This window comes from Xanthomonas sp. CFBP 7698, assembly GCF_003600855.1.
Taxonomy (GTDB): Bacteria; Pseudomonadota; Gammaproteobacteria; order Xanthomonadales; family Xanthomonadaceae; genus Xanthomonas; species Xanthomonas cannabis.
In genome coordinates this window covers 159786-172764 of sequence record NZ_PRDN01000004.1, presented here as the reverse complement: position 1 = coordinate 172764, position 12979 = coordinate 159786, and the positions used below count along the sequence as shown (strand labels likewise).

Annotated in this window: 10 protein-coding genes; 6 read left to right on the top strand and 4 right to left on the bottom strand. The window is 66.7% G+C overall.

The window, feature by feature from the left end:
- Nucleotides 1–8 precede the first annotated feature (8 nt).
- The gene (locus XnspCFBP7698_RS16620; RefSeq protein ID WP_047697019.1) at nt 9–488 is read right to left on the bottom strand and encodes an Lrp/AsnC family transcriptional regulator; all 480 of its coding nucleotides are present in this window, start codon (nt 486–488) and stop codon (nt 9–11) included.
- A 426-nt stretch (nt 489–914) separates the two neighbouring features.
- On the opposite strand from XnspCFBP7698_RS16620, the gene XnspCFBP7698_RS16615 reads away from it, so the two are divergent.
- The 6 genes from XnspCFBP7698_RS16615 (at nt 915) to XnspCFBP7698_RS16580 (ending at nt 7351) form a co-directional block, all read left to right on the top strand.
- Nucleotides 915–1247 (top strand): thioredoxin domain-containing protein, encoded by a 333-nt coding sequence (locus XnspCFBP7698_RS16615; RefSeq protein ID WP_158255444.1) that lies wholly within the window; start codon nt 915–917, stop codon nt 1245–1247.
- The gene (locus XnspCFBP7698_RS16610) at nt 1244–2086 is read left to right on the top strand and encodes a hypothetical protein (RefSeq protein WP_147423608.1); all 843 of its coding nucleotides are present in this window, start codon (nt 1244–1246) and stop codon (nt 2084–2086) included. Before XnspCFBP7698_RS16615 ends, XnspCFBP7698_RS16610 begins: the two co-directional genes overlap by 4 nt.
- A gap of 355 nt (nt 2087–2441) precedes the next feature.
- Complete coding sequence (locus XnspCFBP7698_RS16605; RefSeq protein WP_047697013.1) at nt 2442–2828, top strand: BlaI/MecI/CopY family transcriptional regulator; 387 nt, start codon at nt 2442–2444, stop codon at nt 2826–2828.
- A 3-nt stretch (nt 2829–2831) separates the two neighbouring features.
- Complete coding sequence (locus XnspCFBP7698_RS16600; protein WP_123137623.1) at nt 2832–4550, top strand: M56 family metallopeptidase; 1719 nt, start codon at nt 2832–2834, stop codon at nt 4548–4550.
- Nucleotides 4551–5545: 995 nt separating this feature from the next.
- Nucleotides 5546–6115, top strand: a complete 570-nt coding sequence (locus XnspCFBP7698_RS16585; RefSeq protein ID WP_104580343.1) for a hypothetical protein — start codon at nt 5546–5548, stop codon at nt 6113–6115.
- Between the two features lie 93 nt (nt 6116–6208).
- Nucleotides 6209–7351, top strand: a complete 1143-nt coding sequence (locus XnspCFBP7698_RS16580) for a saccharopine dehydrogenase NADP-binding domain-containing protein (RefSeq protein ID WP_104580342.1) — start codon at nt 6209–6211, stop codon at nt 7349–7351.
- 266 nt (nt 7352–7617) lie between these two features.
- Here XnspCFBP7698_RS16580 and XnspCFBP7698_RS16575 read toward each other — a convergent pair whose 3' ends face one another.
- From XnspCFBP7698_RS16575 to XnspCFBP7698_RS16560, 3 genes are all read right to left on the bottom strand, one after another.
- A complete protein-coding gene (locus XnspCFBP7698_RS16575; RefSeq protein WP_104580341.1) occupies nt 7618–8406 on the bottom strand; it encodes a DUF1868 domain-containing protein in 789 nt (262 codons plus the stop codon).
- A gap of 563 nt (nt 8407–8969) precedes the next feature.
- Nucleotides 8970–10427 (bottom strand): ribonuclease H-like domain-containing protein, encoded by a 1458-nt coding sequence (locus XnspCFBP7698_RS16565; RefSeq protein WP_104580339.1) that lies wholly within the window; start codon nt 10425–10427, stop codon nt 8970–8972.
- Nucleotides 10424–12919: a DEAD/DEAH box helicase gene (locus XnspCFBP7698_RS16560; protein WP_199680208.1), complete on the bottom strand. Its 2496-nt coding sequence runs from the start codon at nt 12917–12919 to the stop codon at nt 10424–10426. The genes XnspCFBP7698_RS16565 and XnspCFBP7698_RS16560 overlap by 4 nt, the downstream gene beginning before the upstream one ends.
- Nucleotides 12920–12979: the final 60 nt, after the last annotated feature.

The window sequence follows — 12979 nt, the reverse complement described above, 5'->3', positions numbered from 1 at the left end:
GATGGGTGCTATCGGTCGCCCTTGGTTTTGATGGCGACCAGCGGCAGCGTTTGCGAAGACTTCACCGTCTCCATCGAGATATAGGCACTTACCCGTGTCATATCGACCTTGCGGATAAGCGTCTTGTAGACCCGGTCGTAGTCTTCGACTGCGGGCAACACGATCTTGAGAATATAGTCGACGTTGCCCGTCAGTCGATACGCATCAACAATTTCAGGTATCTCCGCCAAGGCGGCATGAAACTTTTCGGTCCATTCATCGGTGTGCTGGCTTGTCCCGATCATCACGAAAATCGTTGTCGGCAGCCCGAGCTTGAGACGGTCAAGCACGGCGACGTTTCCCTTGATATACCCCGCATCCCGCAGCTGGGTCAGGCGACGAGAACATGCCGATGGCGAAAGGTGCACGGCCTCGCCCAACTCAGCCAACGGCGTATCACTGTCCAACTGCATGATGTTGAGAATGGCTAGGTCACGGCTGGTGAGCATGGGTGCTTCGGGTCGTCGCGGTGGGGCTGCATGTTACGTGCTTTGCAAGCACGTTGCGCTTCGGCGGGGTAGGGCGCAAGGGAAGCGCGAAGTTAACGGGCGTCGCGCAGAAAACGCACGCCAGATCCGCCTTCGTACAGGTATCGTTTGGGGGGGGCCGGTGCAGCGACATCCTGATCGGCGTCCTGAGGTCGCACAGCAACGGGTGAGCAACGTCCCTGTCCTGCTACCGATGTTTATGTCCAAGACCCGGAACCTGCGCGGTGACACCCTGCGAGAGCAGTTGGAATGCGTGTCGCAGGGCGGGGCTGGACCAGCGCGTCTGGCCGGGGGCCGGTCGGGCTGCTCACATGCGCTGGCTGGAGCGCGTCACAGGCGCCTGGCCGCCACCTCACTCACTGCGTCATCCACTTTTCAGGGGTTTCAATGACGTTTCGCAATGCTGCCGACTTGGACTTTGCTCAGGATGTGATCAGATCCGACGTGCCCGTGTTACTGAAGTTTTCCGCAGGTTGGTGTGGCCCGTGCAAAGCGGTTGCCCCGGTCATAGAGAGCATTGCCGGCGAATATGCCGATGAGATGACATTTGTTTCGGTTGATATCGACCAAAGCCCGGAGATCGCCCAGGCTCATGGTGTCAGGGGCGTGCCCGCGTTTGTGGTGATAAAGGATGGAAAGGTCACGCAGCAGCTCTTCGGCCTGCAGACACGGACGACGCTAGCCGAAATGATCGAGACGGCCATCGGGGCTGGGCAGTGACGGCAACTGCCGAAAACGCGGGGTTGCCACTGACGAGGTTTGCGGCCGCGGTTGCCAATGGCGGCTTCTACCCAGACCCGGGTGACCCCGCCAATCGAGGTGGCTATCGCGGGATGCTGTTCTGCGCGGTTGGCTCTGAAGACGAGGCCTTGTTTGCAGGTCTCACCAAGATCCCTTTACCGATGGTCTTGGTCATGACGCCTATCATCCAGAGCCTGCCTGCAGCCGCGGCACAGGATGCCGCCGTTCACTGGCTGCAGCCTCGCCCGCAGGGCATGGACGACCTTGCTGCCGAGCGCGTCATCGTCGATTACCTGGAGAGCAGCGCCATTCGGGAGCGTGTCACGGGGCACCAGGGCGCAAGCCAGGTGCACGCGGCGTTGCTTCGACTCCATCAGATGGCGGCCTCTGGTCGCCTGCCAGGGCAGGGTGAATGGCGCGCGGTGCGGAAGGAGGCAACTGCCTTGTTGCGTGGCCTGGAAGAACACGATGCCAAGGTGCTCTCCTATCTGGGAACGGCGGCATGGCCGGTAACGTCTGCGCCGGAAGTGATTCGTGACCTTTTGAATGACGAAGCGGAGGCTCGCGCAGCGATGGCAAGCCGCGATCGAAACCTGCGGGTGCCAACGAGTGCCGACTGGGACACCTTCCGTACGCAGATCGATGAACTCAAGGCGTCTGGCAAAAGCAAGGAAGAGGCATTTGCGGTGATAGACAGCGTTCTGCACGATCGGCATCCAGACGTTTGGGAGCGCCTGACCGCCTCCAACGCCTTGGGTCGTGAAACCAGGGGGCATGCGGCGCAGTTCATGCGGGCACTTGTGGATAGACAGTTCTGACAATGCGTCAGAGAGAACGCGACAGGCGCGGCCCGCTCGAGGGCTGGTCATGCAAGTTAGCCCCCACGCTACCCCGTCGTTCAATCAGGATGGCATCGAACACAGGGGCCATGTCCGGTCAGCATGACGACCGGACCGTCGATGGCCGGCGTGCACGCAGGGCTCGAACGCAATAGTGCTCAGGCGAGAAGGCCACCTGTTGCCCAAGCCCCCCCGGCGTTCCCTGGGCGCTCATGGCTGCTGCCTGATCCCTCCACAGCACAGCCGGCGCCCGCCCGGCCCCCTGCCATCCGACCTATTGACTACAGCTGTAGTCACGTCTATGGTAGCGACAACTGTAGTCAGGGAGAGCGGCATGCGCGGCAAGACCATCGGGGACCAGGAGCTGGCCCTGCTGCAATACATCGAAGAACAGCGGCACGCCAGCGTGGGCGAAGTGGCGGCCGCGTTCGGCGAGCCGCGCGGGTTGGCGCGCTCTACCGTGCTGACCATGATGGAGCGGTTGCGTGCCAAGGGCTTTCTGCGCCGCAAGCAGGTAGACGGCATGTACCGCTACAGCGCCACCGCCGGCCAGGACGATGTGGTGCGCGGTGCGGTGGGGCAGTTCGTCGAGAAGACTTTGCAGGGCTCGGTGTCGCCGTTCGTGGCGTGGATGTCGCAGCGCGCCGAAGTCAGCGATAGCGAACTGGCCGAACTCGAAGCATTGGTCGCCAAGCTGCAATCGCAGCGCAAGGAGGATTGAGTCATGTCGCCCCTGATCGAAGCGGTGTTATGGAAGCTTGGCGCCACCAGCGTGCAGACCGCGGTGCTGGTGCTGGTGGTATGGGCGCTGTGCCGCGGCGTGCGCCGGTTGCCGGCGGCCACGCAAACCTGGCTGTGGTGGTTGGTGGGCGTGCAGGCGGTGGTCGGCCTGGTGTGGAGCAACCCGGTGCAGCTGCCGGTCCTGCCGGCGCATGGCGTGACCACTGCGCTGGGCTCGTCCGGCAGCCTGGCGCCGATGGCAAACGCCGCCGCCGCGGCATCCACGGCCGCGCATGCCGGCGCCACCGCGCAGGCAATGCAGGTTGGCGCCTGGTCGCCATTCGCTGTGGTGGTGCTGGCGCTGTGGGCGGCGGGGGTGCTGGTGCTGGCCGCCGGCACGGCGCGCGCGTATCTGCGCAGCCGTGCCTTGGTACGTGCGGCGCAACCGTGCACCGACCGCGCCTTGGTGCAGGCGTTGCAGATGGCTTCTGAAGCGCATGGCTTGTCGCACCCGCCGGCCCTGCGGCTGTCGTCGCAGATCGATTCGCCGCAGTTGATCGGCCCGTGGCGACCGGTGTTGCTGTTGCCTGCCGCACGCCTGCCGCACATGGCCGACGACGATCTGGACATGGCGCTGACCCACGAGTTGATCCATCTGCGCCGCCGCGACCTGTGGTGGGGCCTGCTGCCGGCGTTGGCACAGCACCTGTTCTTCTTCCACCCGCTGGTGCATCTGGCCGCGCGCGAATATGCCATTGCCCGCGAAGCCGCCTGCGATGCGGCTGTGGTCGCCGGGCACCGCCACTGCCGTCACGAGTACGGCCGCCTGCTGCTGCAACTGGGTGTTGCGGCGCGTCCACGCGGTGGCGTGGCGAGCGCTTCGCCATCGTTCCTCAGTTTGAAACGCAGGTTGTCGATGTTGCAGGACACCCGCGCGTTTCCGCGGCTGGCTGCTGCGATGATCCTGGCCGCGGTGGCCGTCTGCGGTGTGCTGCCATTGCGTCTGGTGGCCATGCCGGTGCCGGCGACGTCCCCACGCATGCGGCCGGTGGTGGTGACTGCCCCGGTAGCGCCCACCGCGGCAAGCGCCCCTGCCAGCAGTGCCGCAGGCGCTGCCGCGCCCATGGATGCATTGCCCGCGTCGGCACTGCCTGCGGAAGCCGCCGTCCCCGCTGCGCACGGTGTGATTGCCGATGTGCTGGGCGCCGAGCCGCTCCACGACGAGGACGCAGACCCAACCCAGAGCGGCTGGAATCTCGACCTGGACCAGATCCGGCGCGATGCCACCCGTGACGCGCAAGCCGCCGTGCACGATGCGCTCGCTGCCAACAACCACGACCTTGAACTGCAGCAGGACCGGATGCAGGAAGCACAGGACGCCTTGCAGGAAGCGCGCGAGCAACTGGCGGCGTTGGGCCCGGAGCTGGCGCAGGCCAAACAGGACGCGCAACAGCAGGCGCGCGAAGCCGAGCAGCAGATCCGCGACATGGCGCAGCAGCATCGTCAGGCGCAGTACGCCTATGCCGCTGCGGTGCGACAGGCGGCTGAGGTGTCCCGGCAGCAGGCCGAGATGGGCAAACAGGCCGCACGTCAGGCCCGCGCCGAGGCTGCGCGCGGGCAACGGGAAGCCGCGCAAGCGCAACGCGAGATGGCGCAAGCGCAGGCAGACGCCGAACAAGCGCAAGCAGAGGCAGAACAGGCGCAGGACAACCAGGAGTCATGAACCAGGCCACCGCGTTCACCGTCAGGCGGGTGCGGCCGGTGCCCGGCGTCGGCATGGACCACGTGCCCGCTCCGGCTCCGGGCGTAGCGCTCTGCTGAGCGCACCATCCGCACGGCTGACGGCCGCTCGCAGCGTCTTGCCGGCCGCTGCAAGTGGCGAAGAGGTGCAGCGACCGAACATTAAAGAGCCAAGTGTTGTGAGGTCGCTGCAGACGGCGCGTCACCTCAGCACGGGTCACTGGTAGCTACACAGCGGCAACGCGTGGCGTGCAGCCACGCTCCAGTTCCGGCCTTGCACGGCCGGTAGACAGGCGGCCGCAGTCAGCACGTTGACGCCAGCACCGGCCGGTGCAATGCGCCGACATTGCGTCGGGCAAGGCAGCAACCGCACCACCATGGGCCCGCCACAGCCCGCACTCCCGCGCGACGACGCCTGCAGCGTCGGCAACGCCGTGGCCGCGTGATCGCTGCTTCCACCCGTCGGCGCGTCTTGCGCAGGCGGCACCAATCGACCTGTGCCTTTCGTGGAGATCTCACATGATCCAGACCACTGTTCCAGTGCTGTGCCTGCGTTCGGCGTTGCTGCTGGCGCTTGCTGCAGTTACCGGCCCCGCCGCAATCGCAAGCGCCTCTGCGGCGCCTGCGGTTGCCCTGGTGCGCACCTCCCTCGCTGCGCCGTCGCTGGCGGCTCCCGCCAGTGCTTCGATGATGCCGGTTGCCTCCATCGCGCGTGTTTCGCCTGTGGACAGCGCAACGACTGCACCGGCAGCACCTGATATGACCTTCGCGCAGGCCTGGCCTGGTGTTTCTGCATTGCGTGCGCCGGCGATGTCTCCAGTCGCGCCGGTCGCATCCGTGTGGTCTGCACGTGCAGCTGCATCAGCAACGCCTGCGGTTAGTGCAGTACGCGCGTTGCCAGCTGCACCTGCGCCGACAACGCCGATCGCACCCCCGGCACCGGTTGCACCAGCAGCACCCGCACGCCTGCCTGCAAGCGTGAACAGATCCTGCGGTAACGCGACCGCAAGCATCCCGTCCGAAGGCGACGCCTACGTGCTGGTGCACGGCGATCGCGAAGTGATGCACGGCACGCCTGATGATCTGCAGACGGCGCGTCGCTACGCAGGCAACGGCGCGCGCGTGCTGTGGTTTCGGGCCAATGGGAAGCAATACCTGGTCCGCGATCCAACCCTGCTGCATCAGCTGGGCGTGGCGCATCTGCGCAGCCAGCAATTGGTCGACGCCCAAGCCAAATTGGCCGCACGTCAGCAGGCGTTGAGCGAGCGGCAAGCTGCACTCGCCGCGCAGCTGTCTGCCAACGCGGAACCGCGCCTGCTGCAGGCTTCGGCGGGTACCGCATCGGCCGCCGCATCCACCTCGGCGCAGCAGCAGGTGGCAACGCCCGACGCACTGCAGGCATTGGCGCAGCAGCAACACGCCCTGGCACAACAGCAGGCCGTGCTGGCGCGCCAGCAGGCCGGTGCATCCAGGCTGGCGACGCGGCAAGCCTTGAAGGTGTTGCGTGAGGCCTTGCGAAGCGGCCGCGCGACGCGCATTGCCGGTTAGCCGCACCGCACAGGCCGCGCGGCTGCGTGCGGATGTATCGCGCGCACGCGGCGCTCGCCGATACTGTGCGCAGGCACAGACGGCGAGCAGGCAATGACGTATCGGGTAGTGGTGCTGGGTGGGTTCGGGCACTTCGGTGCGCGCATCGTGCGCGCGTTGGCAGCCACGGCGCAGATTCACGTCATTGCAGCGGGCCGGCATCCGGGCGATGTGCATGCGACCTGGCCCGATGCTGCGCCCGGGCAGATTTCCACCTGCAGGCTGGACACGCATGCACGTGAGTTCGCCACGCAACTGGCCGCCACCGGCGCCGAAGCGGTGGTGCACACCGCCGGCCCGTTCCAGGGCCAGGACTACGCGGTGGCGCGCAGCTGCCTGCAGGCCGGCATGCATTACATCGATCTGGCCGACGGCCGTGCGTTCGTGCGTGACTTCGCCGGCGCGATGGACGCCACTGCACGCCAGGCGCAGCGCGTGGCGATCAGCGGGGCCAGCACCTTGCCGGCACTGTCCAGCGCCGTGATCGACGCACTGCTGCCGCGCTTTTCGGCGCTGCAGGAGATCCGCATGGTCATCGCGCCCGCGCAGGGCACGCCGTTGGGCCTGGCCACGGTGCGTGCGGTGCTGTCGTACTGCGGCACGCCTTTCCACTGGTGGCAGGCTGGTCGCTGGCAGCAGGTGGTGGGGTGGGCACGGCCCACGCGGGTGCGGTTCGCCCAGCTCGCCCCACGCCTGGCCTCGCCTTGCGACGTGCCCGATCACGAGCTGTTGCCGCAGCGCTATCCCGGCGTGCAGACCGTGCAATTCCGTGCGGCGCTGGAAGTGGCGTTCCTGCAGCGCTGCCTGGCTGTTGTCGCATGGTTACGCCGCTGCGGCCTGCCGTTGCCGATGCAGCGCCTGGCCGAGGTGTTCGCGCACGCCGCGCGCTGGTTCGACCGCTTCGGTACCGACCTGGGCGGCATGCGCGTGGAGCTGCGCGGTACCGGACAGGCCACGGCCGCGCAGGGTGCTGCGCGGCCACTGCAGCTGCAATGGGACCTCACCGCGCCCATGCTGCATGGGCCGGAAATTCCGTGCTTCGCGGCGGTGTTGCTGGTTCGCAAACTTGCCGCTGGCCAGCCGCTGCCGATCGGCGCGCATGCCTGCATGGGGCTGCTGACGCTGGACGACTTCGAGCAGGAGTTTGCTGCGTGGCAGATGGCCACCGAGGTGTCGGAGGCGGATGAGGGCATCTAGTGCAACACCGTATGTGGTGTCTGCCAGTGTCGGCACGTGATCGATCATGTGCATCATCAACCTGTGCGCGTGCGTTGGAGTGCCTGTGCTGCCAGCGCGGAGCGGGGGCGGGGCAGGGAAGCACCGCAGCTCCCACATCGCAATACGTCGACGGACGTGCTTGGATCGAGAATGTTGGCCACTGTAGACAAGCGAGATTGCGCACCCTCATCCCAACCCCTTTCCCGGCGGGAGAGGGGCTAAACGGCATCGCTGCATGCCGCGCATCAAACTTCCCGCACCGTCCGGAATGCATCCATGTCGGCAAACGTACAGAAATGGAAGTGCGGGACGGTGATCGGGCCGGCTGCCGCGAGTCGCTTGAGCCAGTCGCCCACTCCAGCACGGTAGTCCGCTTGCTCCGCGGCATCGAGCGTCTCGCACAGGTAGGCGAGCGAGATATGGAACTGGAAGTTGGTGTAGTCCGGGCGCTGCAGCCGGGTCAGGGTCATCAACGCCTGGCGCGCGGTCTCCAACCGTTGCGCGGTGTGCGCGTCCGCAGGGTGCAGCGGGATGAGCAGGTTATCGTTGGCGCCGGTCTTTGCCGTTGCCGGGTTGACCACAAAGCTGCACGCACCCAGCGGCGCGGCGGTGCGTTGCGCCAGCCGTGACAGAAACGCCGCATTGATCTCGCTCAGCGCCATGTCGCGCCCCATATCACTCGGCCAAGGCCCGCGCGCGCGGTCGATCTCGTTGACGCCGCCCAGCAAGGTCACGTGATAACTGCTCGGCGGCAGCAACGCGAACTTGTTGGCGAAGCGGTGCGCGGGCAGCTCGCGGTAGATGTCCAGCACGCGGTTGAAGCTGTCATAGCCATCGCCCTGCTGCGCCAGATGCCCCAGGAAGGTATTGCCGGCAAACGGCATCGGCCGTCTGTTACGCAGGAATTTGCGGCCCACATCCGGCGGTGGCGAAGTCTTGGCCAATGCGGGCACGGCGATCGCCAATGCCGCGGTGCCGGCAGCGGCTGCCATCAGGCGACGGCGGCTGAGGCGGGTGTCCATGAGTGACGGCATGCGCAGTCCTGATTCTTGGGGCAAATCCACGGGTTATGCAAAAAGCGGTGTTGCGAGTGGCACGTCTGCCTGCGGGCGATGCTGTGTGGAGCGGCTCGCACAGAACCGCCGCGGCATTGTCGCGCGCGCATCCCTCCACACTGCGGGCGGCGGTCCGGCATCGCAGGTGGCGATCACGTGCACAACGCCGCTGTGCACACTAGACGTGCACGCGCCAAGTGCACGCCGATCACAGCACGTGGATATGACAACAGGGCGCCTATCGCGCTGGCAACGTGCTCGGCTTCGCGAGCGCGGCCATGTGTTCGGAGTGCACCGGTTGCAGCGCCATGACCCACCTGGATACCGACCCCATCGTCTTCGCTGCGGCCATGCAACGGCATGGCACAGCGCGCGGCACATTGCAGCTCGTGCGGAGCCCAGCGCGCCGTCGCGTGGACATCTGCATCGCGGCCATCAACGACATCACTTCACGGTCCTGCGCCTCAACCACCCAGGCGTTGCATCGGCTAGATCACGGCACGCAGGCAAAGCGGTGCCTCGTCGCGGTGTGGCATCGATGCCTACACCGCATCCATCAACGGAATCACCTCGCGGTCCTGCGCCTCGACCGCCACCAGGCGTTGCATCAGCAGCGAGAGCGTCACCACGTCCTGGTGGTTGTGGTCGGCCACGCGGCGCAGGTTGCGCGCGCTGCCGCCGCGCAGGTAGCTCAGCCAGGCGGCCGGGGCTTCGGAGCCGGGCAGGTCGTCCTCGCGCACCACGCGCAGCAGCTGCCGCTCGATGGTGGCCAGCTTGCAGTTCTCCCAGGTGCCGCGATAACGGCGGCGGGTGGGGAACAACAGGTCCACATGGTCCAACGCAGAAATCGGGTCGCCGCGCCGCGCCAGGCGGTAGCGTGTCTTCAGCAATGGTGCGTCATAGCAGCGCCCGTTGTAGCTGGACAGCACCGTGCGCGGCGTGAGCCAGGTGCGGAACAGGTCGAGCATGGCGCTTTCGGCGGCCATGGTGGACATCATCAGCTGGCGCACGCGCAGGCCGCTGCCTTGCATGGCATCGGTGCACCACTGCGCCACGCCGATCATGAAGGCGCGCGTGCCGGTGCCACCGGCCAGGCCGGTGGTTTCGGTGTCGAAGAACAGCAGATCCAGCGGGTCGACCGCATCGTCGCGTTTGGCGAACGCCAGCGAGAGCGCCTCGCACGGAATGGCCTGCGGCAGAAACGCTTCAATCAGATGCAGGCCGGGGGCGATCTCGGTTCCCGGCAGGTGCCGGTCGTTCGATGGCGCGCGCACGGGTGTCTGCGCCGACACCGCACGCTCGCGCAGGCCGATCATCTTGCGCAGGCCGGCAATGTCGGCGCGTCGCTGCGGCGGTGGTGCCGGCGCCATGGGTGTTGCCGTTGGTGTCGTTGCGCTGCGCGCCATTGGCCAATGGCGTGCGACCTCCGGATCCACCGCGCTGATGGCATCGGCATCGGCAGCCGATGGCAACGCCGGCCTGTGGCGCACATCGTGCTCCACCCACGCAAACACCGATGCGTCACGCGCAGGCGGTGCCGTAGCGGGTGACTGCAAGGCGCGGCGCGTGAGCGCCGGTGCGGTGCGCACATCGTGCGGGACAGCTGCCGCGGCGTCATGACGTGCAGCGGCTGTATCGCGCGATGGCAAGCGTGCAGCAGATGACGCGGTGCTGGACACCGCTGCCCGCCGCGCACGTGTCGGCATCACCGCATCGTCCTTGCGCGATGCAGGCGTCAGCCCGCCGACCTGACGGCGCAGCAGGCGCAGACGTTCTGCGCTGACGGCCGGAGCATCGCCGGGCGCAGGCGGCATGCCCTGCGTGGCCGCGCCGGAGGCTGGCTGCGTCACCTCACCGGCCAGTGCGCCCTCCACTTCCTTCGCATTTAATGCCACTGCAGCTTGCAGTGCATCGCCGTCAGCATCCGCCGCAGGCGCACGCACATCCGCATGCCCGGCCTGCCGGCGCAGCAAGCGCAGCCGGTCCGCACTCACACTCATGCAAGCACGTCCAGCGCCAGGTCGTCGTCCACCTGCGTGGCATGTCGCAGCGGTGCATCGGCATCGAACAACAACGCCAACACCGTCAATGCCAGCGACTTCGGCGACTCGCCCTTGCCCTCTTCATGTGCGGCCAGCACCGGGCCCACGCAGGCCGGGCAACCGGCGCTGCAATCGCAACGCCGCACCAACTCGTCCGCGCGCTGCAGCAACTCGGCCTGGCGCAGCCACAGCGGCTCGCTCAGGCCAACGCCGCCGGGGAAGTTGTCGTACAGGTACACCGTGGGCACGAATGCCTGCTGCAATTCCACCGCGCCTTGCTCGCCTTCTTCCACCCCGCGCAGCTGCCCGCGCCCGGTCTGGTCGGCCACCGCAAACCAGGCGCCGTCGCCGTTGCCCACGGCCTTTTGCAGGTCGCGCGCATCGGCCATCACCGCCACCGTGGCCACCACGTGCAGCGCGTAGGCCGCGCCCAAAAATCCATCCAGTGCATCCTGCTTGGACGCAAACGCCTTGCCCAGGGTCGCCTGCGGCAACTGCCACCACACCGCGGTGGTGTGCAGTTCCTGGTCGGGCAGATTCACCGGGCCATAGCCGATGTTTTCATGCGTGTAGTAGCGGATCTTCTTGTAGCCGGACACGCGCCGCACCACATGCACTTCGCCATGGTGCGAATCGCCGCGCCCGGCCACGCCACCGTCGAAGCGGTCCAGCACCTTGAGCTTGGTGTAGTCGATGCTGTCGGTGTAGTAGTCCACGTGCGTGCGCGTCACGTAGGCCTTGCGGCCTTCCCAATCCAGCCGCTCCACCTGGTACGGCGTGCTCTGCACCATGTGGATGGCGCCTTCGTACAAGGTGAGCGCAGCAGCCGAATAATCCACCTCGGCGATGATCTGCTGCTTGCCGTCGGTCTTGTCCACCACCACGAAGTTGCCGTCGGCCACCGAGCGCAGGCTCACCGCGTTGGCCGGGTAGCTGTCGGCAATCCATTCCCAGCGGTCGCCTTCCTGGTGGATCACCTCGCTTTCGGCCAGTGCTTCCAGAAACACCAGCGGGTCGATCGGCCCGAACGGCTCGCTGGCAATGAACGGCAATTCGAACGCCGCGCAGCGGATGTGGTCGAACAGGATCAGCGGCTGGTCCGGCGCGGTGCGCGCATGTTCGGGCGAGGCATCGGCAAAGAAATCCGGGTGCCGCACCACGTACTGGTCCAGCGGTTGCGAACTGGCCACCAGCACGCCCAGCGCCGGTTGCTGGCGGCGCCCGGCGCGGCCGAAGCGCTGCCATGTCGCCGCCACGCTGCCGGGGTAGCCATTGAGGATCACCACGTCCAGTGCACCGATATCCACGCCCAGCTCCAGCGCAGAGGTGGAAATGATGCCGTCGATGGTGCCGGCGCGCATTGCGCGTTCCACCTCGCGGCGTTCGGTGGGCAGGTAGCCACCGCGGTAGGCGCGGATGCGCGCCGGCTTGCGCGGGTCGTGGTCGAAGATGTCCTTCAGATACTTGGTCAGCACTTCCACCATCAAACGCGTCTGCGCGAACACCAGCGTCTTCAGCCCGCTCTTGATCGCGATGCGCGCAATGCGGTTGCTCTGCGAGCGTGCCGACGCACGCAGGCCCAGGTCCGCATTGACCACCGGCGGGTTCCACAGCAACACATGCTTGTCACCGGTGGGCGCGCCGGATTCGGTGATGGCATGCACCTGCTCTTCGATCAAGGCCTGCGCGTGCGCATGCGGGTTGCCGATGGTGGCCGAGCACAGGATGAACTGCGGGGTAGCGCCATAGAACGCGCAGATGCGCTTGAGCCGGCGCAGCACGTTGGTGACATGGCTGCCGAACACGCCGCGGTAGGTATGGATCTCGTCGATCACCACATAGCGCAGGTTCTCGAAGAACTGCGCCCATTTGGTGTGATGCGGCAGGATCGCCTGGTGCAGCATGTCCGGGTTGCTCACCACGATGTCGCCATGCAACCGGATCGCCTGCCGCGCGTCCCCGGGCGTGTCACCGTCGAAGGTGAAGGCCTTCACCCCCAACTCGCCGGCGCGGTTCAACTCCAACAGCTCGGCCACCTGGTCCTGCGCCAGCGCCTTGGTCGGGAACAGGTACAGCGCCTTGGCGCCGCTGGTCATCGCCGCGCTCACCACCGGCAGCGTGTAGCACAGCGACTTGCCCGAAGCGGTGGGCGTCACGATCGCCACATGCTCGCCGCGCTGGCTGGCCGCCCACGCATCGGCCTGGTGGCTGTAGAGCTGGCTGATGCCGCGCGCGTGCAGGGCATCGGCCAGCGCACTGGGCACATCGTCGGGGATGGGCGCGTAGCTTCCCTCGCGCCCGGGAATGGTGAAGCTGCCGGTGATGCGGTCGTGGTAGCGGCGCTCCAGGCGCTCGGTGAGCAGTGCGCCGTCGCGGCTGGGGCGGCCATCGGTGGTGGCCAGCGCGCGTTCGGCGGTTTCGGTGCGGGGAGCGAGGGCAAACGGAGGCATACGGCAAAGGCTCCCAAAGCGGGAGATCAAACAAAAAGGATGTCTCAGGGTATGAGACCG

Excerpts from the sequence above, each read along its gene's own strand:
- XnspCFBP7698_RS16620 (WP_047697019.1), bottom strand. The coding sequence starts at position 488 with ATGCTCACCAGCCGTGACCTAGCCATTCTCAACATCATGCAGTTGGAC.
- XnspCFBP7698_RS16615 (WP_158255444.1), top strand. The coding sequence starts at position 915 with ATGACGTTTCGCAATGCTGCCGACTTGGACTTTGCTCAGGATGTGATC.
- XnspCFBP7698_RS16605 (WP_047697013.1), top strand. The coding sequence starts at position 2,442 with ATGCGCGGCAAGACCATCGGGGACCAGGAGCTGGCCCTGCTGCAATAC.
- XnspCFBP7698_RS16600 (WP_123137623.1), top strand. The coding sequence starts at position 2,832 with ATGTCGCCCCTGATCGAAGCGGTGTTATGGAAGCTTGGCGCCACCAGC.
- XnspCFBP7698_RS16580 (WP_104580342.1), top strand. The coding sequence starts at position 6,209 with ATGACGTATCGGGTAGTGGTGCTGGGTGGGTTCGGGCACTTCGGTGCG.
- XnspCFBP7698_RS16575 (WP_104580341.1), bottom strand. The coding sequence starts at position 8,406 with ATGCCGTCACTCATGGACACCCGCCTCAGCCGCCGTCGCCTGATGGCA.
- XnspCFBP7698_RS16565 (WP_104580339.1), bottom strand. The coding sequence starts at position 10,427 with ATGAGTGTGAGTGCGGACCGGCTGCGCTTGCTGCGCCGGCAGGCCGGG.
- XnspCFBP7698_RS16560 (WP_199680208.1), bottom strand. The coding sequence starts at position 12,919 with ATGCCTCCGTTTGCCCTCGCTCCCCGCACCGAAACCGCCGAACGCGCG.